This is a genomic window from Streptomyces sp. NPDC012769 (assembly GCF_042901205.1).
Taxonomy (GTDB): Bacteria; Actinomycetota; Actinomycetes; order Streptomycetales; family Streptomycetaceae; genus Streptomyces.
Window position 1 is genome coordinate 1,565,000 of sequence record NZ_JBIBCP010000001.1, and the last position, 24,979, is coordinate 1,589,978.

A 24,979-nucleotide genomic window follows, 5' to 3' on the forward strand; every position below is an offset into this window, starting at 1 on the left:
GCGCGCGTGCGCACATGTCGACGTCATCCGGGATTCGGCTCGGGCCTCAGTCGTGCCAGGGTTCTCCGCTCACCTCGTGGTCGGCCCGGCTGATCGCCTCGACCACCAGCCGCTTGAGGTGGCCGTCCGGCATCGCGTACACGACCCGGCGCCCGTCACGGCGGGACTGGACGAGTCCGCCGATGCGCAGCTTGGCCAGATGCTGGCTGACCGCCGGCCGGGAGGCACCGCACGCCTGGGTGAGGGCGCTCACGTCGGCCTCCCCCTTGGTGAGCAGCCAGACGAGCTGGAGGCGGGTGGGGTCGGCGAGCAGCGCGAAGACCGCGGCGGCCGCCCCGAGTTCCGCGGGCCCGGGGGTCCGCGCGTGCGTCTGGCGTTCCGGCATGTGCTCATCGTAGGCACCGGCACGTGGTACGCCGTGCCGTCACCGGACGGAACCCCGTGCCCCCGATGCCGCGCGCCACGCCTGAGCCACTAGCATCATGGCACTGAGTGTGTTTTGCTGAGGGTACTCAGTGCCAAGACCGTGCCTTAAAGTGCCACAAGCATCGCTAGGGGAGCCCCAGACCATGGCCAAGGACTTCGACCTGTATCGCCCGTCGGAGGAGCACGAGATGCTCCGGGAGACGGTCCGCGCGCTGGCGGAGGCGAAGATCGCGCCGTTCGCCGCCGCGGTGGACGAGGAGGGCCGGTTCCCCCAGGAGGCGCTGGACGCGCTGGTCGCGGCCGATCTGCACGCCGTGCACGTCCCGGAGACCTACGGCGGTGCGGGCGCGGACGCGCTGGCCACGGTGATCGTGATCGAGGAGGTCGCCCGCGCCTGCGGTTCGTCCTCGCTGATCCCGGCGGTGAACAAGCTGGGCTCGCTGCCGGTGATCCTGTCCGGCTCGGAGGAGCTGAAGAAGAAGTACCTCGGCCCGCTGGCCAAGGGCGACGCGATGTTCTCCTACTGCCTGTCCGAGCCCGACGCGGGCTCCGACGCGGCCGGGATGAAGACCCGTGCGGTCCGCGACGGCGACCACTGGATCCTCAACGGCGTCAAGCGGTGGATCACCAACGCCGGCGTGTCGGAGTACTACACGGTGATGGCCGTCACCGACCCCGAGAAGCGGTCCAAGGGCATCAGCGCCTTCGTCGTGGAGAAGGGCGACGAGGGCGTGTCCTTCGGCGCGCCGGAGAAGAAGCTCGGCATCAAGGGCTCCCCGACCCGCGAGGTCTACCTCGACAACGTCCGCATCCCCGCCGACCGCATGATCGGCGCGGAGGGCACCGGGTTCGCCACCGCGATGAAGACCCTCGACCACACCCGCATCACCATCGCCGCCCAGGCCCTCGGCATCGCCCAGGGCGCCCTCGACTACGCCAAGGGCTACGTGAAGGAGCGCAAGCAGTTCGGCAAGCCGATCGCCGACTTCCAGGGCGTGCAGTTCATGCTCGCCGACATGGCCATGAAGCTCGAGGCCGCCCGCCAGCTCACCTACGCCGCCGCCGCCAAGTCCGAGCGCGTCGACGGCGACCTGACCTTCTTCGGCGCCGCCGCCAAGTGCTTCGCCTCCGACGTCGCCATGGAGGTCACCACCGACGCCGTCCAGCTCCTCGGCGGCTACGGCTACACCCGCGACTACCCCGTCGAGCGCATGATGCGCGACGCCAAGATCACCCAGATCTACGAAGGCACCAACCAGGTCCAGCGCATCGTCATGGCCCGCAACCTCCCGTAACCACCTGCCCGTCGAAAGGAGACAGGCCGTGACCCTCAAGATCGCTGTCTGTGTGAAGTACGTTCCCGACGCCACCGGCGACCGCGGTTTCGCCGACGATCTGACCACCGACCGCGAGGCCGTGGACGGCCTCCTCTCGGAGCTCGACGAGTACGGCGTCGAGCAGGCCCTGCGGATCGCCGAGGAGGCGGACGACGCCGAGGTCACCGTCATCACCGTGGGCCCCGACGACGCCAAGGACGCGCTGCGCAAGGCGCTGTCGATGGGCGCCGACAAGGCCGTCCACGTCAACGACGAGGACATCCACGGCACCGACGTGATCGGCACCTCCGCGATCCTGGCCAAGGCGCTGGAGAGGACCGGCTTCGACCTGGTCGTCTGCGGCATGGCGTCGACGGACGGCACCATGGGCGTGCTGCCGGCGCTGCTCGCCGAGCGGCTGAACCTGCCGCAGGTGACGCTGCTGTCCGAGGTCTCGGTCGAGGACGGCGTCGTGAAGGGCCGCCGGGACGGCGATGCCGCCAGCGAGCAGCTGCAGGCCCCGCTGCCCGCCGTCGTGTCGGTCACCGACCAGTCGGGCGAGGCCCGTTACCCCTCCTTCAAGGGGATCATGGCCGCCAAGAAGAAGCCGGTCGAGGAGCTGGACCTGGACGACCTCGGCATCGACGCCGACGAGGTCGGTCTCGCGGGCTCCTGGACCCTGGTCGAGTCGGCCACGGCGCGCCCGGCCCGTACGCAGGGCACGATCGTCACGGACGAGGGCGAGGGCGGCAAGCAGCTCGCCGCGTTCCTCTCCGCCCAGAAGTTCATCTGACCCACCGTCACCACCCCTCAGGAGCAAGGAATCATGGCTGAGATCCTGGTTCTCGTGGACCACGCCGACGGTGCGGTCCGCAAGCCGGCCCTCGAACTGCTCACCCTGGCCCGCCGGCTCGGCGAGCCCTCGGCGGTCGTCCTCGGCGCCGGCGAGGCCGCGGCCTCGATCGCCGCGACGGCCGGCGAGTACGGCGCGGCGACCGTGTACGTCGCGGACGGCGCCGAGTTCGGCGAGCAGCTGGTCGTGCCGAAGGTCGACGCGCTCACCCAGATCGCCCAGGACAAGGGCGTCGCCGCCGTTCTGGTGACCTCCTCGGGCGAGGGCAAGGAGGTCGCGGCGCGCGTGGCGCTGCGCCTCGGCTCGGGCCTGATCACCGACGCCGTGGAGCTGGAGGCCGGCGAGAACGGCCCGGTCGCCACCCAGTCGGTGTTCGCCGCCTCGTACCAGGTGAAGTCGGCCGTCTCGCACGGCGTGCCGGTCATCACCGTCAAGCCGAACTCGGCCGCCCCGGAGGCCGCTCCGGCCGCGGGCGCCGTCGAGAACGTGTCGGTCGCCTTCTCGGGCAACGCCGCCAAGGTCGTCTCGCGCACCCCGCGGGTCTCCACCGGCCGCCCCGAGCTGACCGAGTCGGCGATCGTGGTCTCGGGTGGCCGCGGTGTCGGCGCGGCCGAGGGCTTCGAGGTCGTCGAGAAGCTGGCCGACTCGCTCGGCGCGGCCGTCGGCGCCTCGCGCGCCGCGGTGGACGCGGGCTGGTACCCGCACTCCAACCAGGTGGGTCAGACCGGCAAGCAGGTCTCGCCGCAGCTGTACATCGCGGCGGGCATCTCCGGCGCGATCCAGCACCGGGCCGGCATGCAGACCTCGAAGACGATCGTCGCGGTCAACAAGGACCCGGAGGCCCCGATCTTCGACCTGGTCGACTACGGCGTGGTCGGTGACCTCTTCGAGGTGCTGCCGCAGCTCACGGACGAGATCGGCGCGCGCTGACCTCACCCCACAGAGCGGAAGGGGCGGGTGGCACTCTGTGCCACCCGCCCCTTCCGTTCGGGCGATCGGATCGGACCTTTCGCGCTCAGAACCAGCCGTCGAGGGCGGTCTCCTCGCAGAGCCGGACGACCGGCCTGCGGCCCTGGCCCGAGCCGTCGTGGGCGAGCCTGACCCGGACTCCGGGGCGCACCGCGTGCGGCGGTCCGTCGACCCGGCAGCGCACGACGAAGCCCTCGGCCATGTGCACCGGCCAGAGGTCGGCCTGGGCGGCGGTGAAGGCGCGGCGTACGGAGATCACGCCCTCTCCGGCGCTGAGTTCGGGGGCGAGGTCGGTCGACCCGCAGGTCGGACAGAGCAGGCGCTGGAAGGTGGTGGTGTGGCACCAGCGGCAGCGCTGGAAGTAGAGCTCGGGCTCGGCGGCCGACTCGTCGGCCAGGACGGCGCTGGTCCCGTTCCGCAGGCCCGTGGAGGATCCGGTGGGGAACACGATGCTTCTCCTTGCACTCGGCGGCTCAACCGTGCATGGAGCAAAGATATGGCACTGAGTGCCAGCAAATAAAGACCTGAGTTCCCTCAATTGACGATACTGAGATCCCCGGCCGTCTCTCAGCCGTCCCCGAGGCTCGACTCCACCTCGCGCACCACGCGCCACATGGGGGTGGAACGCTTGGTGATGACCACGACCACGTCGTCGGTCTCCCGCTCCCCCGCCGGGCCCGCCGGCGCCGCCTGCGGGCTCCAGGTCTCCCGTACGAACTCGAGCGCCCGGTCGACCTCCGCCAGCGGGTCGCCCTCGCCGCCGGAGCGCAGCCAGTGGCGCAGGGCGTGGTTGTGCGCGGCGACCACGGCCGCGGCGACGACGTTGGCCCGCAGGGTGCCGTCGCGGCGGTCGGCGAAGCGGGTGCGGAGATAGTCGCCGAGGGTCTTCTCGTACCGCCAGACGACGGAGAGCTCGTACGTCCGCAGGCCGGTGACCTCGCGGGTGAGGCGGTAGCGCTGGACGGAGAAGGTGGGGTTCTCGGCGTACATCCGCATCACGAGCCGGGTGGCCTCGCAGACCCGGACCAGCGGGTCGTCGGAGTCCTCGCTGGCCGCGAGGAAGGCGGTCATGTCGGCGAGGCTCTGCTCGTGGTCGGGGAAGACCACGTCCTCCTTGGACGGGAAGTACCGGAAGAAGGACCTCCGGCCGACCCCGGCCGTCCGGACGATGTCGTCGATCGTCGTCTGCTCGTAGCCGCGCTCCAGGAAGAGCTGGAAGGCCGCCGCGACGAGGGAGTCACGCATCGAGGGCTTGGCGGGGTTGGTGCTCATGCCCCCGAACCTAGCACTCGGATCCCTCACGCGGCGGCACTTGGTGCCATGCCCGAGGTCAGGGCCCGGACCACGGCCTCAGCGAGCGGCCATGCGCAGGGCGCCGTCCATCCGGATGGTCTCGCCGTTGAGGTAGTCGTGCTCGGCGATCATGGTGACCAGGCGGGCGTACTCCTCGGGACGGGCGAGCCGCTGCGGGAAGGTGACCCCGGCGGCGAGCCCGGCCCTGATCTCCTCGGAGAAGCCGGCCATCATCGGGGTGTCGACGATACCGGGGGCGACGGTGACGACCCGGATGCCGAACTGCGCGAGGTCACGCGCGGCGGTGATGGTCATCCCGGCGACGCCGGCCTTGGAGGCGGCGTACGCGATCTGGCCGACCTGCCCCTCGAAGGCGGCGATGGAGGCGGTGTTCACGACCAGACCGCGCTGTCCGTTGCCGTCGGCCTCCTGCTTGGCGATGACCTCGGCGGCGAGCCGCATCACGTTGAAGGTGCCGACCAGATTGACGTCCAGGACCGACCGGAAGAGCGCGAGGTCGTGCGGGCCCTTGCGGCCGAGCACCCGCGTGGAGGGCGCGATGCCGGCGCAGTTCACGGCGAGCCGCAGCGTGGCCCCGTCCTCCTCGACGCGCGCGAGCGCGGCCCGCACCTGCTCCTCGTCGGTGACGTCGGCCGGGATCAGGGTGACTCCGTCGGCGGGGGCCTCGGCCCCGGCGACCGCCTTGTCGAGGTCCAGGCCGTAGACGGTGGCCCCCTTCGCGGCGAGCGCGGCGGCGGTGGCGGCCCCGAGACCGGAAGCGGCCCCGGTGACGAGTGCGGCGGAACCTGCGATGTCCATGAAACTCCTCGTACGAACCGGCGGCCCGCTTCCGGGCCGCCTGACGGGTGCACCCCCTCGGTGCACCGGGAACTACCTGGGTGCGCGTCGGGCGCGCACTACTTCCATGCCCAGACCTTCGCCGTGTTCCTGCCGTCCTTGTCCTCCTCGTACTCGAACGTGCCCGCGGTCCCGTTGAGCTGGGCGAACCTCTCGGAGGCGGTCTCCCAGAAGATCGAGCCGCGATAGCTGACCCCGCCGGACTCGGTCATGCGGCCGACGCCGGAGCCGTGCCAGGTGACGAACTCGCCGTCCTGGGTCATGGTGCAGCCCTGGCCGTCCCCGTAGAGCGTGCCGTCCGGCTGCATCACCGAGTCGTAGGTGCCCAGGTCCGTGACCGCCTCGCCCAGCAGCGTGCCGGTCGCCTGGAAGGACGCCTCCAGATGCGGCTGGCCGCCTTCGACCGACACCACCCGGATTCCTGTGTTCTGGCCCTGTTCCTCACTGATCAGGTCGCCGAGCATGATGGGACTCCTCTCCGGATACGACGGATCGGGTGCCCCCTCCTTCCGGACTACGCCCGGTGGCACGGCCCGGCAACCCGGGTCGGCGAACTCCCGGTCAGGCCGTCAGGCCGCGGCTGATGACCAGGCGCTGGATCTGGTTCGTCCCCTCGAAGATCTGCATGATCTTGGCCTCGCGCATGTAGCGCTCGACCGGGAAGTCACGCGTGTAGCCGTAGCCGCCGAGCACCTGCACCGCGTCCGTGGTGACCTTCATGGCCGTGTCGGTGGCGATCAGCTTCGCGACGCTGGCCTGGCGGCTGAAGGGCCGCCCGAGGTCGCGGCGGCGGGCCGCGTCCAGGTAGGTGGCGCGTGCCGCGTCGACGGCGGCGGCCATGTCGGCGAGCAGGAAGCCGAGGCCCTGGTGGTCGATGATCTTCCGCCCGAAGGTGGTCCGCTCGTTGGCGTAGGCGACGGCGGCGCTCAGGGCGGCCTGGGCGAGCCCGGTGGCGCAGGCGGCGATGCCGAGGCGCCCGTTGTCGAGCGCGCTGAAGGCGATCTGGAGCCCCTGCCCCTCGTCGCCGATGCGCCGGCCGGCCTCGATCAGCGCGCCGTCCCAGTGGGCGGAGGTGGTGGGGACCGCCTGGAGGCCCATCTTGCGCTCGGGCTTGCCGAAGCTCAGGCCCTCGGTGGCGCCGGGGGCGAGGAAGCAGGAGATCCCGTGGCTGCCGGGGGCGGTGCGGGCGAACAGGGCGTAGAAGCCGGCCTTGCCGCCGTGGGTGATCCAGGCCTTGCTGCCGGTGACGCGGTAGGCGGACCCGTCCTCGGTGGGCTCGGCCTTGCAGGCGAGCGCGGCGGCGTCGGAGCCGGCCTGCGGCTCGGAGAGGCTGTAGCCGCCGATGAGCCGGCCCTCCAGCATGTCCGGCAGCCAGCGCTCCTTCTGCTCGGGGGTGCCGAAGGCGTACAGCGGGTGACAGGCGAGGGTGTGGACGCTGGTGGCGACGGCGACGGCCGCCCAGCGGGCGGCGAGCTCTTCGAGGACCTGGAGATAGACCTCGTACGGCTGGCCTCCGCCGCCGAACTCCTCGGGGTAGGCGAGGCCGAGCAGCCCGGCCTCGCCCAGGGTCGCGAACAGGCCTTCCGGGTAGGTCTCGGCGGCCTCGTGCTCGTCGGCGCGGGGGGCGAGCTCCTTGTCGGCGATCTCCCGCGTGAGAGCGATGAGGTCCGCTGCCTCGGGGGTGGGAAGCAGGCGGTCGACATCCATGGCGACTCCATCACGACGCAGTCGGTGCTGCGAAAAGCTTCGAAAGCTCTGAACCGGTACTGCGAGGGGTACCGCAGTACCGGTTAGCGTAGCGCAGAAGGGGTCCCGCGTAACCCCCCGGACGGGTCGACCCGGCATACTGTTCGGGTGATCGAGACCTCCGCCGCCGACACACCCCGGCTCACCGGCCGGGGCGCCGCCCGGCGCTCCGAGCTCTTCGAGGAACTGGTGGCACTCCTGGTCGGCGAGGGCTTCGCCCAGCTGACGCTCGACGACCTCGCCGCCCGGCTGCACTGTTCCAAGCGCACGCTCTACGGCCTCGCGGGCAGCAAGGAGCAGCTCGTCCGGGCCGCCGTGGTCCACTTCTTCCGCCGCGCCACCGTCCGCGTCGAGTCGGTGCTCGCCGCCGCGACCGGACCCGCCGAGCGCCTGGCCGCCTATCTGCGCGCGGTCGCCGCCGAACTCGCCCCGGTCTCCCCCGCGTTCTTCGACGACGTGGCCGCCTTCGAGCCGGCCGCCGAGGTCTACGAGCGCAACACCCGCGCCGCCGCCGGCCGCGTCCAGCAGCTCATCGAGGAGGGCGTCACGGCCGGCGTCTTCCGCGAGGTGCACGTGACCTTCGCGGCCGACGTCATCGCCTCCGTCATGGTCCGCATCCAGCGCCGCCAGGTCGCCGCCGCGACCGGCCTCGCCGACGCGGCCGCGTACGAGCAGCTCGCCGAACTGCTGCTGCACGGCCTCCGCAGGGGCTGAGCCCGCACCCGTACCGCGCCCGCCTGAGTGCCTGAACGCCAGAAAGCCCGTCGGGCACTCCGGAAGTCCGGAGTGCCCGACGGGCGAGAACGGAGCGAGGACGCCGGGCCGTCAGGCCACCGAGCCGATGCGGCCGGCCGGCGCGTGCGGGCCGTCGTGGTGGATGGGGGTGTGCGCACCGGTCAGGGAGACGCCGCTGCCGCCGCGGCGGTTGGCGACGATCTCGGCGCCGATGGACAGGGCGGTCTCCTCCGGCGTACGGGCGCCGAGGTCGAGGCCGATCGGGGAGCGCAGCCGGGTGAGCTCGAGTTCGGTGACACCGACCTCGCGCAGACGCTTGTTGCGGTCCTCGTGGGTGCGGCGGGAGCCCATCGCGCCGATGTACGCGACGGGAAGTCGGAGGGCGGTCCGGAGCAGGGGCACGTCGAACTTGGCGTCGTGGGTGAGGACGCACAGCACCGTGCGGCCGTCGACCTCGCCCGCGGCGGCGGCCGACTCCAGATAGCGGTGGGGCCATTCGACGACGATCTCGTCGGCCTCGGGGAAGCGGAGCTTCGTCGCGAAGACGGGACGGGCGTCGCAGACGGTGACGTGGTAGCCGAGGAACTTGCCGACCCGGACCAGCGCCGACGCGAAGTCGATGGCGCCGAAGACGATCATGCGGGGGGCCGGGACCGAGGACTCCACGAGGAGGGTGAGCGGCTGTCCGCAGCGGCTGCCGTCCTCGCCGATCTCGACGGTGCCGGTGCGGCCCGCGTCCAGCATCGCGCCGGCCTCGGCGGCCGCGGTGCGGTCCAGCTCGGGGTGGCCGCCGAGCCCGCCCTCGTACGAACCGTCGGGGCGGACCAGGACCGCCCGGCCCATGAGTTCCTCGGGGCCGGACACGATCCGGGCCAGGGCCGCCGCCTCCTTGGAGACGGCGGCGGCCAGCGCGGCGGGGTAGACCCCGCCGCGGACCGGGGTGACGAGGATGTCGATGATGCCGCCGCAGGTCAGACCGACCGCGAAGGCGTCCTCGTCGCTGTAGCCGAAGCGCTCGACGACGGTGCGACCGTCCTCGATGGCCTGTTGGCACAGCTCGTAGACGGCGCCCTCCACACATCCGCCGGAGACGGATCCGATCGCCGTGCCGTCGCTGTCGACGGCGAGTGCGGCGCCCGGTTGCCGGGGCGCGCTCCCGCCGACGGCCACCACGGTGGCGACGGCGAAGTCGCGTCCCTGCTCGACCCACCGGTGCAGCTCCTCGGCGATGTCCAGCATCTCGAACTCCTCTGGATGTGTGGAGAGGGCGACGTTACGGGCGTCAGCCGACGCCCAGCCAGCTCTCGATCGGATGGATCGCGAAGTAGACGACGAAGACTCCGGTCAGCGCCCACATGAAGGCTCCGACCTCCCTCGCCTTGCCCTGCGCGCTCTTGATGACCGCGTAGGAGATGACGCCGGCCGCGACACCGGTGGTGATGGTGTACGTGAAGGGCATCAGGACCACGGTGAGGAACACCGGGATCGCCACGGAGCGGTCGCTCCAGTCGACGTGCTTGGCGTTCTGCATCATCATCGAGCCGATGACGACCAGGGCCGCGGCGGCGACCTCCTGCGGCACGATCGCGGTGAGCGGCGTGAAGAAGAGGCACAGGGCGAAGAATCCGCCGGTGACCACGGAGGCCAGACCCGTGCGGGCGCCCTCGCCGACACCGGTGGCGGACTCGACGAACACCGTCTGACCGGAGGCACCGCCCGCGCCGCCGATGACGCCGCCGGCGCCGTCGATGAACAGGGCCTTCGACAGGCCCGGCATGCGGCCCTTGTCGTCGGCGAGCTTGGCCTCGGTGCCGACGCCCAGGATGGTCGCCATGGCGTCGAAGAAGCCGGCCAGCACCAGGGTGAAGACGATCATGGTGATCGTGATGTAGCCGACGTCGCCCCAGCCGCTGAAGGACACGTCACCGATCAGCGAGAAGTCCGGTGCGGAGACCGCGCTGCCGTCCAGCTCCGGCGCGCCGGAGAACCAGGCCTTGCCCGGGATGTCGGCGATCGCGTTGAGGACGACCGCGACGATCGTGCCGACGACGATGCCGATGAGGATGGCGCCGGGGACGTTGCGGGCCTGCAGGGCGAAGATCAGCAGCAGGGTGACGGCGAAGATCAGGACCGGCCAGCCCTGGAGTTCGCCGGCCGGGCCGAGCGACACGGGACCGCCGCCGGGGGCGGGGTTCTCGTGCACGAAGCCGGCCTTCACGAAGCCGATGATCGCGATGAAGAGACCGATGCCGATGGTGATGGCGTGCTTGAGCGCGAGGGGGATCGCGTTCATGATCATCTCGCGGAGGCCGGTGACCACCAGGAGACAGATCACGGCACCGTAGGCCACCGACATGCCCATGGCCTGCGGCCAGGTCATGACGGGCACGACCTGCGAGGCCATGACGCCGGAGACGCTGAGACCGGCCGCGAGGGCCAGCGGGACCTTGCCCCAGAAACCCATGAGGAGGGTCGTGGCAGCCGCGCACAGCGCCGTGGCGGTGATCAGCGCGGGCTGGCTGAGGACGTTGCCGTCCACATCCTTGCCGGAGAGGATCAGGGGGTTGAGCAGGAGAATGTACGCCATCGCCATGAAGGTGGTGACGCCGCCGCGGATCTCCGTCGCGACGGTGGATCCTCTCTCCGAGATGTGAAAGTACCGGTCGAGCCAAGACCTGCCGGCGGGGTTGCGCGAGCCGTTGCCCGCGTCCTCGGCCGTGGTCTTGGGCTCCACTGACGACTGGGTCATGGGGCCTACTCCCAAGGTTCAAAGGGGCACCCGCAGAAAGCGTTGGGGATTGCGGGATTTGGGAAATCAAGTTGGCTGCACGACCCGGGGGACGGCCCGAGACGAACGGGTGAATCGGTACTGCGGTAATGCGGTACTGCGGGTACTTCTGGTGGAGCGGTACTGCGGGGGGTCCCCGGACGGTGCGGGCGGGGAAGTGTGACGTTCCTGGGAGGCACGCACCGTCCGGAGAGGTCCTACAGGGTGCCGGTGAGCGCCTCGGGGCGGACCGGCGTCTTGTTGAGCTCGAGACCGGTCGCGTTCCGGATCGCCGCGAGGACGGCCGGGGTCGACGACAGGGTCGGGGCCTCGCCGATGCCCCGGACGCCGTACGGCGCGTTGGGGTCGGCCAGCTCGAGGTACTCGACCGGGATGGTCGGCGTGTCGAGGATCGTGGGGATCAGGTAGTCCGTGAAGGAGGGGTTGCGCACCTTCGCGGTCTTCGGGTCGACGATGATCTCCTCCATCACCGCGACGCCCAGGCCCTGGGTGGTGCCACCCTGGATCTGGCCGATGACGGAGAGGGGGTTGACCGCCTTGCCGACGTCCTGGGCGCAGGCCAGTTCGATCACCTTGACGAGACCGAGCTCGGTGTCGACCTCCACCACCGCGCGGTGCGCGGCGAAGGCGTACTGGACGTGGCCGTTGCCCTGGCCGGTGACGCGGTCGAAGGCCTGGGTGGGGCGGTGCCGCCACTCCTCCTCGACCTCCACGGCCTCGTCGCCGAGGACGTCCACGAGGGTCGCGAGGACCTCGCCGCCGTCGGTGACGACCTTGCCGCCCTCCAGGAGGAGCTCGGCCGTGGCCCACGCCGGGTGGTACGAGCCGAACTTGCGCCGGCCGATCTCCAGGACCTTCTCGCGGACGAGCCCGCAGGAGTTCTTGATGGCGCCGCCGGTCATGTACGTCTGGCGACCGGCCGAGGTCGAACCGGCCGAGCCCACCTGGGTGTCGGCGGGGTGGATCGTGACCTGCTGGACGCCGAGCTCCGTACGGGCGATCTGGGCGTGGATGGTGACACCACCCTGGCCGACCTCCGCCGCGGCGGTGTGCACCGTGGCGACGGCCTCGCCGTTGATGACCTCCATGCGGATCCGGGCGGTCGAGTAGTCGTCGAAGCCCTCGGAGAAGCCGACGTTCTTGATGCCGACGGCGTAGCCGACGCCCCGCACGACGCCCTCGCCGTGGGTGGTGTTGGACAGGCCGCCCGGCAGCGCGCGGACGTCCGCGCCCTCGCCGGCGGACTCCCACTGGCGCTCCGGCGGCAGCGGGCGGGCCTTGACCCGGCGCAGCAGCTCGGCGACCGGGGCGGGCGAGTCCACGACCTGGCCGGTCGGCATGATCGTGCCCTGCTCCATGGCGTTGAGCCGGCGGAACTCCACCGGGTCCATGTCCAGCTTCGCCGCGAGCTTGTCCATCTGGGCCTCGTAGGCGAAGCAGGCCTGGACCGCGCCGAAGCCGCGCATGGCGCCGCAGGGCGGGTTGTTGGTGTAGAGGCCGATCGCCTCGATCTCGACGTCGTCGATGACGTACGGGCCGACCGACAGCGACGAGGCGTTGCCGACGACGGAGACCGTGGAGGAGGCGTAGGCGCCGCCGTCCAGGACGATCTTGCACTTCATGTGCGTGATCTTGCCGTCCTTGGTGGCGCCGTGCTCGTAGTAGAGCTTGGCCGGGTGCCGGTGGACGTGCCCGAAGAAGGACTCGTACCGGTTGTAGACCATCTTGACCGGCTTGCCGGTGCGCAGCGCGAGCAGCGAGGCGAGGATCTGCATGGAGATGTCCTCGCGGCCGCCGAAGGCGCCACCGATGCCGGCCATGGTCATCCGGACCTTGTCCTCGGGCAGGCCGAGGCAGGGCGCGATCTGCTCGCGGTCCGCGTGCAGCCACTGGGTGGCGACGTACAGGTCGATGCCGCCGTCCTCGGCCGGCACCGCGAGCCCGGACTCGGGGCCGAGGAAGGCCTGGTCCTGCATGCCGAAGGTGTACTCGCCCCGGACGATGACGTCGGCGCGCTTGGCGGCCTCGTCGGCGTTGCCCCGGATGATCGGCTGGCGGTGCACGATGTTCGGGTGCGGGACGTACGCGGCGTGGTGGTCGTCGCGGTTCTCGTGGACCAGGATCGCGTCGGGGGCGGTGGCCGAGGCCTCGTCCGTGATGACCGGGAGCTCCCGGTACTCGACCTTGATCTTGGCCGCGGCGCGGCGCGCGGTCTCCGGGTGGTCGGCGGCCACGAGGGCCACCGGCTCGCCGTGGTGCCGGACCTTGCCGTAGGCGAGCACCGGGGTGTCCCGGAACTCCAGGCCGTAGTTCTTGGCGGCCGGCAGGTCCTCGTGCGTCAGGACGGCGTAGACGCCGTCCATCGTGAGGGCCTCGGAGGTGTCGATGGAGACGATCTCGGCGTGCGCGACGGGGGACCGCAGGACCTGGCCCCACAGCATGTCCTCGTGCCACATGTCCGAGGAGTAGGCGAACTCGCCGGTCACCTTGAGGGTGCCGTCCGGACGGAGGGTGGACTCGCCGACGCCGCCCTTGGTGTGGTTCTGGGTGACGTCCGTGGGCGTGCCCGCCGGTACGGTACGTGTGTTCTGAGCCATCGTCAGACCGCCTCTCCCTGGCGCTCCTGGCGCGCGGCCGCGAGGCGGACCGCGTCGAGGATCTTCTCGTAACCGGTGCAGCGGCAGAGGTTGCCGGAGAGCGCCTCGCGGATGTCCGCGTCCGTCGGGGACGGGTTGCGCTCCAGCATCTCGTCGGCCGCGACCAGCAGACCGGGGGTGCAGAAACCGCACTGGACCGCGCCGGCGTCGATGAACGCCTGCTGGATCGGCGACAGTTCGACGCCCTCGCCGGTCTGCGAGTCCTGACCCGGCTTGGCCTCCCAGCGCTTGGCCTCGTCGAGCGAGGTGCCGCAGGCGCCGGAGGCGCAGCCGCCGTGGCCGTGCTCCTCACGCTGCTTGGCGAACTCCGCCAGGCCCTCGACCGTGACGACCTCGCGGCCCTCGACCTGACCGGCCGCGACCAGACACGAACAGACCGGCACCCCGTCGAGACGGACCGTGCAGGAACCGCACTCGCCCTGCTCACAGGCGTTCTTGGAGCCGGGCAGCCCCAGGCGCTCACGCAGAACGTAGAGGAGGGACTCACCCTCCCAGACGTCGTCGGCTTCCTGCGGACGACCGTTGACCGTGAAATTCACGCGCATGGTTATGCAGCTCCTTCAAGGGTGCGGCCGGTGCCGCGGTACTGCTCCCAGGTCCAGCCCAGCGTGCGGCGGGCCATGATGCCCACGGCGTGCCGGCGGTACTTGGCGGTGCCTCGGACGTCGTCGATCGGGTTGCAGGCGCCGGAGGCGAGCTCCGCGAACTGCTTGGCGATCGAGGGAGTGATGATCTTGCCGCTCTCCCAGAAGCCGCCCTCCTCGAGGGCCGCGTTCAGGAACTCCTCGGCGGCGGTCGCCCGCACCGGCGTCGGCGCGGCGGAGCCGATGCCGGTGCGCACCGTGCGGGTCTCCGGGTGCAGCGCGAGACCGAAGGCGCACACGGCGATCACCATCGCGTTGCGGGTGCCGACCTTGGAGTACTGCTGGGGGCCGTCCGCCTTCTTGATGTGGACGGTCTTGATGAGCTCGTCGGGCTCCAGCGCGTTGCGCTTCACGCCCGTGTAGAACTCGTCGATGGGGATGAACCGGCTGCCGCGCACCGACTCCACCTCGACCTCGGCGCCCGCAGCGAGCAGCGCGGGGTGGGCGTCGCCGGCCGGGGAGGCCGTGCCCAGGTTGCCGCCGACGCCGCCGCGGTTGCGGATCTGCGGAGAGGCGACGGTGTGCGAGGCGAGCGCCAGACCCGGGAGCTCGGCCCGCAGGTTCTCCATGATCTGGGTGTACGGAACGGAAGCGCCGAGGCGGACGTTCTCCTCGCCGACCTCCCACTCGCGCAGGAGCTCGATCCGGTTGAGGTCCAGGAGGTACTCGGGACGCCGGTGGTCGAAGTTGATCTCGACCATGATGTCCGTACCGCCTGCGATGGGCACGGCCGTGGGGTGCTCGGCCTTGGCGGCGAGCGCCTCCTCCCAGCTGGCGGGGCGAAGGAAGTCCATGGTGGCTCTCTTCTTGTGCTTCTAGTGATCAGGGGGGTGTCGTTCGTACGGGCCTAGGGGGACGGCCGGCCCTCGACTTGCGGTTCATGTGCTGTTCACGCGCTGTGTGGCCTAGTACACAAGCCCCTGACCTCGGGGTGCAGTGACAGAAACCATGAAGCGGTTGGCTGGCTGCCATCCTCGTCTTGTAGATTCGAACGAAAGGCGGGAAACACTCACCTCACTGTTTCCCCCCGGAAACGGTGGCACCACGCCACCGACGACAACGCGACACACCACCACCCCTGACGAGAAGGAACGGCGGCGACATCATGCGGCTGCGCGCACTGCTGGAGAACGACGCGCTCGGGCTGCGCCTGCTCGGCGGCGACGACGAGCTGGACCGGACCGTCCGGGGCGTGATGACGACGGACCTGAAGGACCCCAGTCGCTACCTCGCCGGGGGTGAGCTGGTCCTCACCGGCCTCGCCTGGCTGCGGGAGCCCGCCGACGCCGAGCCCTTCGTCCGCATCCTGGCCTCCGCCGGAGTGGCCGCCCTGGCCGCGGGCGAGGCCGAGCTCGGCGACATCCCCGACGACCTCGTACAGGCGTGTTCTCGCCATCGACTGCCCCTGTTCGCAGTCAACGAATCCGTTGCGTTCGCGACGATCACCGAGCACGTTGTTCGACAGGTCTCCGGTGAGCGCGCGGGCGACCTGGCCGCCGTCGTCGACCGCCACAGGCGCCTGATGACCTCCGGGCCCGCCGGTGGCGGCCCCGAGGTCGTCCTCGACCTCCTCGGCTCCGACCTGGACCTGCGCGCCTGGGTGCTGTCCCCCACCGGCCGCCAGATCGCCGGCGCCGGAGAGCCCCTGGAGCCCGGCCTGGCCGCCGGCCTCGCCGGCGAGCACCTCGCCGCCACCCGCACCGGGCGGCGCGGTCCCCACCGCCTCAGCATCAGCGGAACGGCCTACTCCCTGTTCCCGATCCGCAACACCGGCCGCGGCGCCGCCCCCGCCACCCGCGACGTGCGCGAAACCGTGCTGTCCGACTGGCTGCTCGCCGTGGAGGCCGACGCCGGCGACTGGCCCGCCGCCCGCCTCGACCTGCTCCAGGGCGTCACCCAGCTCATCGCCGTGGAACGGGACCGGCGCGACGCCGCCCGCACCGTACGCCGCCGCCTCGCCCAGGAAGTCCTGGAACTGGTCCAGACGGGCGCCGCGCCCGCCGAGATCGCCGCCCGCCTCCGCGTCGCCGCCCCCGTCCTGCTCCCCGGCCTCGGCACCGCCCCGCACTGGCAGGTCGTCGTCGCCCGCGTCGAATGGGACCAGGACCCCGGCCAGACCGTCATCGACAGCGGCCCCATCGCCCAGTCGCTCCTCGAGGAGATCCTCGTCGACCCGGCGACCTCCGGAGCCGACTCCGCCGACCGTATCGCCGTCGCCCACAGCGGCGACGAGGCCATCGCCCTCGTCCCGCTGGCCACCGCCCCGCTCCCGGACAGCGAGGACGACGTCCCGGCCGCCACCATGGGGCTGCACGCCGACGCGCTCCTCGCCTCCGTCCGCGCCCCGCTGTCCGCCGGGCTCGACGGCGACGGCCGGCTGACCCTCGGCGTGAGCGCCGCCGTGCACTCCGCCGAGGGCCTGCGCGGCGCCCTGGAGGAGGCCCGGCACGCCCGCCGGGTCGCCGCCGCCCGCCCCGGCCGGGTCTGCGCCGCCGGACACCACGAGCTGGCCTCCCACGTCCTGCTGCTGCCCTTCGTCCCCGACGACGTGCGCCGCGCCTTCACCGCGCGGCTCCTCGACCCGCTGAAGGACTACGACCGCCGCCACCGGGCCGAGCTCATCCCGACCCTCGAGGCCTTCCTCGACTGCGACGGCTCCTGGACCCGCTGCGCGACCCGCCTCCACCTGCACGTGAACACGCTGCGCTACCGGGTGGGACGGATCGAGCAGCTCACCGGACGGGACCTGTCCCGCCTGGAGGACAAGCTCGACTTCTTCCTCGCCCTGCGCATGAGCTGAACGGGTGAAGCCACATCCGTGACGAGCCCGTTCATCTCATCGGGTGATCAAGCGGACTGACGGGGCGGCAGGCGACTGCCGCCCCTTTGCCGTGTCCGGCCGCGTTTCCCCCGCCCTCCCTTTGTGAAAAGTTTCACCCGACCTCTTGGCCGGGCCTTCGGGTTCGTGCTGAGATGCCGTCCTACTCAACAGCTCGATGGCGCGCTCGGGGAGGGCAATGTGGAGTACGGCCGGGGCACCCCACTGGAGACCGCGGTCTGGAGACTTCGCTCCCGCGGCTGCTGGACGGACGCGGCCGAACTCCTCGCCCCCCAGGCGGCCGAACCGGCCGCGGCCCTCGAACGGGCCGCGCTCCTGATCGAACGCTGCCTGTACACCGAGCAGGGCTGGGCCGAGGCGGAGGAAGCCCTCCGCGCGGCGGAAGCCGTCGCCCAGACCGACCAGGAACGCGGTGCGGCGGCCTGCGAGCGCGGCTATCTGGCGTACGCCTCCACCCTTCTGGGCGTACGGGACCGGGCCGACGAGGCCCGCGCGGCGCTCGGACGCGCGGCGGCCCTCGTCGACCCCGAGACGCCCCGGCGCGCGCTGCTCGACCTCCGGCGCGGCCTTGTCGCCCAGAACCTCGGCGACTCCCCCCAGGCGGCACGCGCCGCCTACCGCCGCGCCCACGAGGGCGCCACCGCCCACGGCGACACCCTGCTCCTCTCCTTCACCTGGCGCCACCTCGCCGGACTCGCCCTGCGCGAGGGCGAGTTGGCCGAAGCACGGCACGGCTTCACCGAATCGCTCCGCATCCGCGAGGAGTTGGGCTACCTGGTCGGCACCGTCCCGGCGCTCGCCTCCCTCGCGGAGGCCGAGACGGAACCGGAGGCGGGCCGCCTGCGCGCGGAGGCGAGCCGGCTCTTCCGGCTGCTGGGCGGCGTACCGACCTGGCTGGCCGCGCAGTTGACGCCCCGTCCGGCGATCTGAGCCGTCGGCGTCAGCCGCCGTCGCGCTCCAACCGCACGAGTGCCTCGTCCAGGCCGACGACCAGCGCACCGTCCGGCGTGACGGCCACGGACCGCACCGGTGGGCCCGGGCGGAAGTCCAGGTGGGCGCCCTGTTCCGGCCGGTGGACCCGGACCGTGCCGTCGGCCCAGGCGACCGCGAGGACGGGGCCGTGCGGGGTCTCGGTGGCGGAGAGGGAGACCACCGGGGAGGGGCGCTCGGCCAGCGGGGCCGGGTCCGGGGCGCGGCCCGGGGTCCAGCGGCGGACCGTGCCGTCGGTGCCGCCGCTGCAGACGAACGGCGTCGCCGACTCGACCGCGGCCACCGCGGTGACCCGGCCGCTGTGCAGGGCCGCCTGGTGGAGGCCGGTGAGGCCGAAGGCGTGGACGGAGCCGAGCCGGTCGCCCACGACGACGGAGCCGGCGATCGCGGCGAGGGCGGTGCCGGGGTGCCGGCTGAGGGTGGTGGAGACGGCTTCGGTGAGGCGCTGGAGGTAGGGCGGGCGGGGCTTGGTGCCTCGTACGGTGTGCAGCCGGCCGCGTTCGTCGAGCAGCAGCACGGTGCCGTCGGGTGCGGGCGCGAGGGAGGTGACGCGCCCGGTGACGGGGTGGTCGAGCCGGCCGAGGGGGCGGGCGTCGGCGGCGGCGAGCAGGTGGACGGTGCCGCCGAGGTCGGCGACGAGCAGGGTGCCTTCCTGGGCGGCGAGCGCGGCGGCGGGTCCCGGCCAGGGCGGTGCGACGTCGCCGGCGACCCGGGTCCACCGCACCCGCCAGGGCGCGGTGGCGGCGAGTTCTTCGAGTGCGGGCCGCAGTCGGGGGTCGGCGCGGTCGCCGAGGACGGCGAGGAGTCCGAGGGCGCGGTCGGCGGGGGTGCGGGCGGCGCACAGGGCCTGGCCGGCCCGCAGCCAGGCGGAGCGGAGGCCGCCGTGGTCGTCGGCGGGGTCCTGGACGTAGCCGGTGGTGACGGCGACGGGGTCGGCGGTGCACACGGCGCGGGGGTCGGACAGGTCGGGCGGGAGGGGCGCGGGCTGGGGCGTCTCGGCGGGCCGGTCCTCGTCGACGACGGCGACGCGGCCCTCGGCGAGGAGGGTGTGTTCGGGGGTGCCGGGGAGGGTCTCGGCGACGACGCGGACGCGGCCGAGGGCGGCGAGGTCCTTGAGGAGGCGGGCGACGGCGAGGGGTTCGGCTGCGGTGTGGAGGGCGGGCAGGAGCAGGACGGTGCGGGCGGCGCGGCCGGTATCGGTGGTGGCGAGGGCGCGGACCAGGTCGTCGGGTGAGCCGGCGACGACGCCGAGGTGGTCGGCGACGGCCCAGGCGGCGCCGAGGGCGGTGCGGCCGGTGAGCGGGACGAGGGCCCGGACGGTGCGGTGGCGGCCGGCGGCGCGTGGGCCGTGGGCGGCGAGCCAGGTCAGGAGTCCGGGGGCGCCGGTGACGAGGCAGAGGCGGGGGGCGTCGGGGTCGGTGAGCCAGCCGAGCAGGGCCGCGGCCCCGGGGCGCTCCGCGCGGACGGACGGCATGGGCACCTCTCGGTCGGCGCGGTTCGGTCGTACGGGAGACCTTAGTCGTCAGTCCTGCGCTCCGGTGAAGTGCTCCCGTACGAGGGACGACACGACCGGAAGGTCTTGGGCGACGAGGGCGTCGAGGAGGGCGGTGTGTTCGGCGGCGTCGGCGACGAGTTCGCCGTGGCGGGTGGCGGGGGCGCTGACGAGGGGCCACTGGGAGCGCCGGTGGAGGTCGTCGGCGATGAGGAGGAGTTGTTCGTTGCCGGCGAGGGAGAGGACGGCGCGGTGGAAGGCGCGGTCGGCCTCGGCGTAGTGGGCGCGGTCGCCGCGGGCGGCGGCGGTGGCGGTGGCTTCGGCGAGGGGGCGGAGTTCGGCCCAGCGGGCGGCGGGGACGGTGCGGGCGAGGCGGAGCATGACGGGGACTTCGATGAGGGCACGCACCTCGGCGAGTTCGGCGAGTTCGCGGGGGGTGCGTTCGGTGACGCGGAAGCCCCGGTTGAGGACCACCTCGACGGCGCCTTCGGTGGCGAGCTGCTGCATGGCTTCGCGGACGGGGGTGGCGGACACGCCGAAGCGTTCGGCGAGGACGGGGGCGGAGTAGACCTCGCCGGGGACGAGCTCTCCGCCGACGAGGGCGGTGCGGAGGGCTTCGAGGATCTGGCCGCGGACGGAGTGGCGCCGGACGGTCCTGGGGCCGGGTCCGTCGTGGGTGTGTTCGCCGCGTACGTGGGGGGCGCGGGTCTGTCCCGGAACCCTGGTGGCGCCGTCGTCCGGGGTGGCGGCATCGCCGTGGGTCGCGGGGGCGGGCCTGTCGGTGGTCCGTCCGCGCGTGTCGCCGTGCTCCACCCGGGTCCTCCTGCGCTGTCGTGCCGGGCCCGGCTCGCGATGCCGGGGTCCCCCGTGCACGATAGGCGGACGGCGTCGCAGTTCAAACACCGTACGCATCGGGTAAGGTAAGGCTAACCTGCTAACGATCGCGATTCGGTGGTCCCATGACCGTGCCCGCTCTGCTGCCGTCCGCTCCCGCCTCGCCCGTCGCGGCCGCGTATGCCCGGCTCGGCGAGGTGTTCACCGCGCTGCGCGTGGAGGAGCGGGCCGGGGACGAGCGCATGCCGTCCGGGACGGGCTGGGTGGGCGCGGGCGAGCTGGGCGCGGGCGGGGACGGCCTGGACGCCTTCCTCGCGTGGGACGACGCCCAGGTGCGGCGGGACTACGGGAGGGCGGCGCGCCCGGACGTGGTGGCGAGTTTCGGTCTGCACCGGTACGCCTGGCCGGTCTGTCTGCTGGTGACGCTGCCCTGGTTCCTGCACCGCCGGGTGCCGCGGCTGCCGGCTCGGAACGTGGCCTTCCATCGGGGGCTCGGCCGGATCGCGGTGCGGGTGGAGGAGTTCGCGTGTCTGCCGGGGGATCCGGCCGCGGCGCTGCCGGGGGCGCGGGTGGTGGCGGACGAGGAGGCGCTGCGGGCGGAGGTGCGGGGCGCGCTGGCGGAGCACTTCGAGGAGGTGCTGGCCGGGTTCGGGCCCCGGATGCGGCGGGGCCGGCGGGCGTGGTGGGGCATGGTCACGGACGAGATCGTCGAGGGCCTGTGGTACATCGCCTCGCTGCTCGGCGAGGAGCACCGGGCGCTGGCGGAGCTGGAGCGGCTGATGCCGGGGACGGCCGAGCCGTACGTGGGGGCGGCGGGCTTCCGTGAGCTGTCAGGGTCTGCGGAGGCGTGCGGGACGGCACGGACGACGCGGGACCGGGCGACGTGCTGTTTCTTCTACACGCTGCGCCCCGAGGACACCTGTCTGACGTGCCCGCGGACCGGTGATGGGGAGCGGGTCCGCCGACTGGCGGCGACCGCCTGACGTCACACCACCCTCAGGGGTGGTGCACGTCGAACACAACTCGGTGCTCTCGTGCGGCAGTTCGACCAGATCGCACCTATTCGTATGCCGTACGACCCCGTTGGCGTGCTCTTGCCGCGAAACCCCCTGCCCGCCCCGCCCGGTCGGCCAGTATGGGCGGCCGAATCGCCCTGTTGCGAGGCACTACTGCGAGGCAAGGGACACCGCAATGAGACTGACCGACATATCGCTGGACTGGCTGCTTCCGGGCGGCGTGATGGTGGCGGGCGTCCTGACGGCGGTGGCGGTGCTCGCGCGCGGCAAGCGCGCCGGTGACCAGGCCGCGGCCGAGGACTCCTGGGAGCGCAGCGAGGAGCGCCGCAGACGCAAGGAGGCCGTCTACGGCACCGCCTCCTATGTGCTGCTCTTCTGCTGCGCCGCGGTCGCGGCGGCGCTCTCCTTCCACGGGCTCGTCGGCTTCGGCCGGCAGAACCTCAACCTCACCGGGGGCTGGGAGTATCTGGTCCCGTTCGGCCTCGACGGCGCCGCGATGTTCTGTTCGGTGCTGGCCGTCCGGGAGGCCAGTCACGGTGACGCGGCCCTGGGTTCGCGGCTGCTGGTGTGGACGTTCGCGGGCGCCGCGGCCTGGTTCAACTGGGTGCACGCTCCTCGGGGCCTGGGCCACGCGGGCGCTCCGCAGTTCTTCGCGGGCATGTCGCTGTCGGCGGCGGTGCTGTTCGACCGGGCGCTGAAGCAGACCAGGCGGGCCGCGCTGCGCGAGCAGGGCCTGATCCCGAGGCCGTTGCCGCAGATCCGGATGGTCCGCTGGCTGCGGGCGCCCCGGGAGACCTTCGGCGCCTGGTCGCTGATGCTCCTGGAGGGCGTACGGACTCTGGACGAGGCCGTCGACGAGGTGCGTGAGGACCGGCGGGAGAAGGAGCAGAACCGGATCCGCAGGCGGGAGCAGGCGAAGCTGGACCGGGCGCGGCTGAAGGCGCTGAACCGTCAGCACCGCGCGTTCGGCCGCAGTGGTCGGCAGGTCGAGATGGCGGCGCTGGGTGCCGCCTCCGGTACGGGCTCCGCGACGGGCACGGTGCAGGCCGCGGTCGCGGAGCCCGCCATAGCGGACCCCGGACAGCTGCCGCTTCGACCCCGGCCCTCCCTGCAAGCCGTGAGGGGCGCTGAGTCCCGCACGGCGGAGCCCCGGACGGTGGACCTCACCGCCGAGGACGACACCCAGACGCTGCCCCGGCTCGACTCCCTGGAGCGCAAGCTCGCGGATCTGGAGCAGCAGTTCGGCTGAGCGCCGTTCGGCGGGGCCGCCTCAGGCGGCCCCGCCGTTCAGTTCGAACCAGACCACCTTGCCCACTCCGTGGTTCTCCACGCCCCAGGAGTCGGCGAGGGCCTGGACCAGGACGAGTCCCCTGCCGTGCGTACCGTCGTCGGCGTCCGGTACGCGCGGCGCGGAGAGTCCGGAAACGAAGTCCCGTACCTCGACGCGTAGTTGCTCGGGGGCGACGGTGGCGGTGACGACCGCGCCGTGGTCCGTGTGGATCAGGGCGTTGGTCACCAGTTCGCTGGTGAGCAGTTCGGCGACGTCGGTGGCGCCCGGCGCGCCCCACGTCCCCAGCATCGCGCGCAAGGCGTGCCGCACCTCCGGCACCGCCGTGAGCTCGGCGCATCCCACCTTTCTGAGCAGCCCCGTCGGCTGTTTCGCCTCCCCGGCCATATCCCCACCCCGTCGTCGCGTCGAACAGGCTCACGGGGATGCATGCCCCGCGGGCCCGTCGGCATTCATCGGGGTGCACGGACCGTCAGGGCCTGGGCACGTTACGCAGGTTGGATCGAGCCATCTGGAGCATGCGGCCCACTCCCCCGTCGAGCACGATCTTGCTCGCGGAGAGGGCGAAGCCGGTCACCATGTCGGCCTTGATCTTGGGCGGGATGGACAGGGCGTTGGGGTCGGTGACGACGTCGACCAGCGCCGGGCCCTTGTGCCGGAAGGCGTCCTTGAGGGCGCCGGCGAGCTGTTTGGGCTTCTCGACGCGGACGCCGTAGGCGCCGGCCGCGCGGGCGATGGCGGCGAAGTCGGGGTTCTTGTTCGTGGTTCCGTACGAGGGGAGTCCGGCGACCATCATCTCCAGCTCGACCATGCCGAGCGAGGAGTTGTCGAACACGATCACCTTCACCGGCAGGTCGTACTGGACGAGGGTGAGGAAGTCGCCCATCAGCATGGAGAATCCGCCGTCGCCGGAGAGGGTGACGACCTGGCGGCGGCGGTCGGTGAACTGCGCGCCGATGGCCTGCGGGAGGGCGTTGGCCATGGAGCCGTGACTGAAGGAGCCGATGATGCGGCGCCGCCCGTTGGGGGTGAGGTAGCGGGCGGCCCATACGTTGCACATGCCGGTGTCGACCGTGAACACGGCGTCGTCGTCGGCGAGTTCGTCGAGGACGGAGGCGACGTACTCGGGGTGGATCGGCACGTGCTTCTCGACCTTGCGGGTGTAGGCCTTGACCACGCCCTCCAGCGCGTCGGCGTGCTTCTTCAGCATCTTGTCCAGGAAGCGCCGGTCGGTCTTGGCCCGCACGCGCGGGATGACGCAGCGCAGGGTCTCGCGGACGTCGCCCCAGACGGCGAGGTCGAGTTTGGAGCGCCGGCCGAGGCGTTCGGGCCGCACGTCGATCTGCACGATCTTGACGTCGTCGGGCAGGAAGGCGTTGTACGGGAAGTCGGTGCCGAGCAGGATGAGCAGGTCGCACTCGTGGGTGGCCTCGTAGGCGGCGCCGTAGCCGAGGAGTCCGCTCATCCCGACGTCGAACGGGTTGTCGTACTGGATCCACTCCTTGCCGCGCAGGGCGTGCCCGACGGGTGACTTCACCCGTTCGGCGAACTGCATGACCTCCGGGTGGGCGCCGGCGGTGCCGCTGCCGCAGAACAGCGTCACCCGGTCGGCGGAGTCGATCATCCGGACGAGGGCGTCGATCTCCGCGTCGCCGGGGCGCACGGTGGGCCGGGAGGTGACGAGCGCGGTCTCGGCGGCCTGGTCGGGGGCCGGTTCGGAGGCGAGGTCGCCGGGGAGCGCGACGACGCTGACGCCGCCCTGGCCGACGGCGTGCTGGATGGCGCTGTGGAGCAGCCGGGGCATCTGTTTCGGGTTGGAGATCAGCTCGCTGTAGTGGCTGCATTCGCGGAACAGCTGGTCGGGGTGGGTCTCCTGGAAGTAGCCGAGGCCGATCTCGCTGGAGGGGATCTGGGAGGCGAGGGCCAGCACCGGGGCCATGGAGCGGTGGGCGTCGTACAGGCCGTTGATCAGGTGGAGGTTGCCGGGGCCGCAGGATCCGGCGCAGGCGGCGAGCCGGCCGGTGATCTGGGCCTCGGCGCCGGCGGCGAAGGCCGCCGTCTCCTCGTGCCGCACATGGATCCAGTCGATGGCGGAGTGGCGGCGGATCGCGTCGACGACGGGATTCAGGCTGTCGCCGACCACTCCGTAGAGGCGTCGGACGCCCGCGCGGACGAGGATGTCGACGAATTGTTCTGCGACATTCTGTTTGGCCATGGGTCCATCAACCCATGGCC

General features: G+C 72.1%; 23 protein-coding genes. 8 read left to right on the forward strand and 15 right to left on the reverse strand.

From position 1 onward, the window contains the following. Window positions 1-46: 46 nt before the first annotated feature. Window positions 47-385 (reverse strand): ArsR/SmtB family transcription factor, encoded by a 339-nt coding sequence (locus ACFY7C_RS07035; RefSeq protein WP_389644900.1) that lies wholly within the window; start codon window positions 383-385, stop codon window positions 47-49. Between the two features lie 184 nt (window positions 386-569). Here ACFY7C_RS07035 and ACFY7C_RS07040 point away from each other — a divergent pair, with 184 nt between their 5' ends. The 3 genes from ACFY7C_RS07040 to ACFY7C_RS07050 are packed head-to-tail and all read left to right on the forward strand — an operon-like array spanning window position 570 to window position 3,525. Then, a complete protein-coding gene (locus ACFY7C_RS07040) occupies window positions 570-1,721 on the forward strand; it encodes an acyl-CoA dehydrogenase family protein (protein WP_389644903.1) in 1,152 nt (383 codons plus the stop codon). A 28-nt stretch (window positions 1,722-1,749) separates the two neighbouring features. Next, the gene (locus ACFY7C_RS07045) at window positions 1,750-2,535 is read left to right on the forward strand and encodes an electron transfer flavoprotein subunit beta/FixA family protein (RefSeq protein ID WP_389644905.1); all 786 of its coding nucleotides are present in this window, start codon (window positions 1,750-1,752) and stop codon (window positions 2,533-2,535) included. A gap of 33 nt (window positions 2,536-2,568) precedes the next feature. After that, the gene (locus ACFY7C_RS07050; protein ID WP_389644907.1) at window positions 2,569-3,525 is read left to right on the forward strand and encodes an electron transfer flavoprotein subunit alpha/FixB family protein; all 957 of its coding nucleotides are present in this window, start codon (window positions 2,569-2,571) and stop codon (window positions 3,523-3,525) included. Between the two features lie 85 nt (window positions 3,526-3,610). On the opposite strand, the gene ACFY7C_RS07055 is transcribed toward ACFY7C_RS07050, so the two are convergent. The 5 genes from ACFY7C_RS07055 to ACFY7C_RS07075 form a co-directional block, all read right to left on the reverse strand. Beyond that, on the reverse strand, window positions 3,611-4,012 hold the full coding sequence (locus ACFY7C_RS07055) for a Zn-ribbon domain-containing OB-fold protein (protein ID WP_389644910.1): 402 nt from the start codon (window positions 4,010-4,012) through the stop codon (window positions 3,611-3,613). Window positions 4,013-4,131: 119 nt separating this feature from the next. Beyond that, window positions 4,132-4,836 (reverse strand): TetR/AcrR family transcriptional regulator, encoded by a 705-nt coding sequence (locus ACFY7C_RS07060; RefSeq protein WP_389644912.1) that lies wholly within the window; start codon window positions 4,834-4,836, stop codon window positions 4,132-4,134. 78 nt (window positions 4,837-4,914) lie between these two features. Continuing rightward, window positions 4,915-5,676, reverse strand: a complete 762-nt coding sequence (locus ACFY7C_RS07065; protein ID WP_389644914.1) for an SDR family NAD(P)-dependent oxidoreductase — start codon at window positions 5,674-5,676, stop codon at window positions 4,915-4,917. Between the two features lie 98 nt (window positions 5,677-5,774). Then, window positions 5,775-6,179 (reverse strand): hypothetical protein, encoded by a 405-nt coding sequence (locus ACFY7C_RS07070; RefSeq protein ID WP_389644916.1) that lies wholly within the window; start codon window positions 6,177-6,179, stop codon window positions 5,775-5,777. Window positions 6,180-6,276: 97 nt separating this feature from the next. Next, on the reverse strand, window positions 6,277-7,422 hold the full coding sequence (locus tag ACFY7C_RS07075; protein WP_389644919.1) for an acyl-CoA dehydrogenase family protein: 1,146 nt from the start codon (window positions 7,420-7,422) through the stop codon (window positions 6,277-6,279). Between the two features lie 147 nt (window positions 7,423-7,569). Here ACFY7C_RS07075 and ACFY7C_RS07080 point away from each other — a divergent pair, with 147 nt between their 5' ends. Then, a complete protein-coding gene (locus ACFY7C_RS07080) occupies window positions 7,570-8,175 on the forward strand; it encodes a TetR/AcrR family transcriptional regulator (RefSeq protein WP_389644921.1) in 606 nt (201 codons plus the stop codon). Between the two features lie 111 nt (window positions 8,176-8,286). Here ACFY7C_RS07080 and ACFY7C_RS07085 read toward each other — a convergent pair whose 3' ends face one another. The 5 genes from ACFY7C_RS07085 to ACFY7C_RS07105 form a co-directional block, all read right to left on the reverse strand. Continuing rightward, on the reverse strand, window positions 8,287-9,435 hold the full coding sequence (locus ACFY7C_RS07085) for an XdhC family protein (RefSeq protein WP_389644924.1): 1,149 nt from the start codon (window positions 9,433-9,435) through the stop codon (window positions 8,287-8,289). Between the two features lie 43 nt (window positions 9,436-9,478). Next, window positions 9,479-10,945 carry an NCS2 family permease gene (locus ACFY7C_RS07090; protein ID WP_389644927.1) on the reverse strand — a complete coding sequence of 489 codons (1,467 nt, stop codon included), beginning with the start codon at window positions 10,943-10,945 and terminating at the stop codon, window positions 9,479-9,481. 236 nt (window positions 10,946-11,181) lie between these two features. Next, a complete protein-coding gene (locus tag ACFY7C_RS07095) occupies window positions 11,182-13,581 on the reverse strand; it encodes a xanthine dehydrogenase family protein molybdopterin-binding subunit (protein ID WP_389644929.1) in 2,400 nt (799 codons plus the stop codon). Window positions 13,582-13,583: 2 nt separating this feature from the next. Continuing rightward, window positions 13,584-14,186, reverse strand: a complete 603-nt coding sequence (locus ACFY7C_RS07100) for a (2Fe-2S)-binding protein (protein WP_389644932.1) — start codon at window positions 14,184-14,186, stop codon at window positions 13,584-13,586. Between the two features lie 2 nt (window positions 14,187-14,188). Next, entirely contained in the window at window positions 14,189-15,079 is an 891-nt protein-coding gene (locus ACFY7C_RS07105) for an FAD binding domain-containing protein (RefSeq protein ID WP_389644935.1), read from the reverse strand. A 311-nt stretch (window positions 15,080-15,390) separates the two neighbouring features. Between ACFY7C_RS07105 and ACFY7C_RS07110 the strand changes: the two genes are divergently transcribed. Together ACFY7C_RS07110 and ACFY7C_RS07115 are read left to right on the forward strand one after the other, a co-directional pair. Further along, on the forward strand, window positions 15,391-17,085 hold the full coding sequence (locus ACFY7C_RS07110; RefSeq protein WP_389644938.1) for a PucR family transcriptional regulator: 1,695 nt from the start codon (window positions 15,391-15,393) through the stop codon (window positions 17,083-17,085). Window positions 17,086-17,304: 219 nt separating this feature from the next. Continuing rightward, window positions 17,305-18,054: a hypothetical protein gene (locus tag ACFY7C_RS07115; protein WP_389644941.1), complete on the forward strand. Its 750-nt coding sequence runs from the start codon at window positions 17,305-17,307 to the stop codon at window positions 18,052-18,054. A gap of 10 nt (window positions 18,055-18,064) precedes the next feature. Here ACFY7C_RS07115 and ACFY7C_RS07120 read toward each other — a convergent pair whose 3' ends face one another. Beyond that, window positions 18,065-19,588 (reverse strand): WD40 repeat domain-containing protein, encoded by a 1,524-nt coding sequence (locus tag ACFY7C_RS07120; RefSeq protein WP_389644944.1) that lies wholly within the window; start codon window positions 19,586-19,588, stop codon window positions 18,065-18,067. Between the two features lie 48 nt (window positions 19,589-19,636). Further along, a complete protein-coding gene (locus ACFY7C_RS07125) occupies window positions 19,637-20,419 on the reverse strand; it encodes a GntR family transcriptional regulator (RefSeq protein ID WP_389644947.1) in 783 nt (260 codons plus the stop codon). A 146-nt stretch (window positions 20,420-20,565) separates the two neighbouring features. Between ACFY7C_RS07125 and ACFY7C_RS07130 the strand changes: the two genes are divergently transcribed. Then, complete coding sequence (locus ACFY7C_RS07130) at window positions 20,566-21,423, forward strand: (2Fe-2S)-binding protein (protein WP_389644950.1); 858 nt, start codon at window positions 20,566-20,568, stop codon at window positions 21,421-21,423. A gap of 208 nt (window positions 21,424-21,631) precedes the next feature. Continuing rightward, window positions 21,632-22,705 (forward strand): DUF2637 domain-containing protein, encoded by a 1,074-nt coding sequence (locus ACFY7C_RS07135; protein WP_389644952.1) that lies wholly within the window; start codon window positions 21,632-21,634, stop codon window positions 22,703-22,705. A 21-nt stretch (window positions 22,706-22,726) separates the two neighbouring features. Here ACFY7C_RS07135 and ACFY7C_RS07140 read toward each other — a convergent pair whose 3' ends face one another. Both ACFY7C_RS07140 and ACFY7C_RS07145 read right to left on the reverse strand, forming a co-directional pair. Further along, the gene (locus tag ACFY7C_RS07140; protein ID WP_389644955.1) at window positions 22,727-23,131 is read right to left on the reverse strand and encodes an ATP-binding protein; all 405 of its coding nucleotides are present in this window, start codon (window positions 23,129-23,131) and stop codon (window positions 22,727-22,729) included. 85 nt (window positions 23,132-23,216) lie between these two features. Beyond that, entirely contained in the window at window positions 23,217-24,959 is a 1,743-nt protein-coding gene (locus tag ACFY7C_RS07145) for a pyruvate dehydrogenase (protein ID WP_389644958.1), read from the reverse strand. Window positions 24,960-24,979: the final 20 nt, after the last annotated feature.

Bases quoted from the DNA above. Each gene is read 5' to 3' on its own strand.
- ACFY7C_RS07035 (WP_389644900.1), bottom strand. From the start codon at position 385: ATGCCGGAACGCCAGACGCACGCGCGGACCCCCGGGCCCGCGGAACTC.
- ACFY7C_RS07040 (WP_389644903.1), top strand. From the start codon at position 570: ATGGCCAAGGACTTCGACCTGTATCGCCCGTCGGAGGAGCACGAGATG.
- ACFY7C_RS07050 (WP_389644907.1), top strand. From the start codon at position 2,569: ATGGCTGAGATCCTGGTTCTCGTGGACCACGCCGACGGTGCGGTCCGC.
- ACFY7C_RS07060 (WP_389644912.1), bottom strand. From the start codon at position 4,836: ATGAGCACCAACCCCGCCAAGCCCTCGATGCGTGACTCCCTCGTCGCG.
- ACFY7C_RS07065 (WP_389644914.1), bottom strand. From the start codon at position 5,676: ATGGACATCGCAGGTTCCGCCGCACTCGTCACCGGGGCCGCTTCCGGT.
- ACFY7C_RS07070 (WP_389644916.1), bottom strand. From the start codon at position 6,179: ATGCTCGGCGACCTGATCAGTGAGGAACAGGGCCAGAACACAGGAATC.
- ACFY7C_RS07075 (WP_389644919.1), bottom strand. From the start codon at position 7,422: ATGGATGTCGACCGCCTGCTTCCCACCCCCGAGGCAGCGGACCTCATC.
- ACFY7C_RS07085 (WP_389644924.1), bottom strand. From the start codon at position 9,435: ATGCTGGACATCGCCGAGGAGCTGCACCGGTGGGTCGAGCAGGGACGC.
- ACFY7C_RS07090 (WP_389644927.1), bottom strand. From the start codon at position 10,945: ATGACCCAGTCGTCAGTGGAGCCCAAGACCACGGCCGAGGACGCGGGC.
- ACFY7C_RS07095 (WP_389644929.1), bottom strand. From the start codon at position 13,581: ATGGCTCAGAACACACGTACCGTACCGGCGGGCACGCCCACGGACGTC.
- ACFY7C_RS07100 (WP_389644932.1), bottom strand. From the start codon at position 14,186: ATGCGCGTGAATTTCACGGTCAACGGTCGTCCGCAGGAAGCCGACGAC.
- ACFY7C_RS07105 (WP_389644935.1), bottom strand. From the start codon at position 15,079: ATGGACTTCCTTCGCCCCGCCAGCTGGGAGGAGGCGCTCGCCGCCAAG.
- ACFY7C_RS07110 (WP_389644938.1), top strand. From the start codon at position 15,391: ATGCGGCTGCGCGCACTGCTGGAGAACGACGCGCTCGGGCTGCGCCTG.
- ACFY7C_RS07120 (WP_389644944.1), bottom strand. From the start codon at position 19,588: ATGCCGTCCGTCCGCGCGGAGCGCCCCGGGGCCGCGGCCCTGCTCGGC.
- ACFY7C_RS07130 (WP_389644950.1), top strand. From the start codon at position 20,566: ATGACCGTGCCCGCTCTGCTGCCGTCCGCTCCCGCCTCGCCCGTCGCG.
- ACFY7C_RS07135 (WP_389644952.1), top strand. From the start codon at position 21,632: ATGAGACTGACCGACATATCGCTGGACTGGCTGCTTCCGGGCGGCGTG.
- ACFY7C_RS07140 (WP_389644955.1), bottom strand. From the start codon at position 23,131: ATGGCCGGGGAGGCGAAACAGCCGACGGGGCTGCTCAGAAAGGTGGGA.
- ACFY7C_RS07145 (WP_389644958.1), bottom strand. From the start codon at position 24,959: ATGGCCAAACAGAATGTCGCAGAACAATTCGTCGACATCCTCGTCCGC.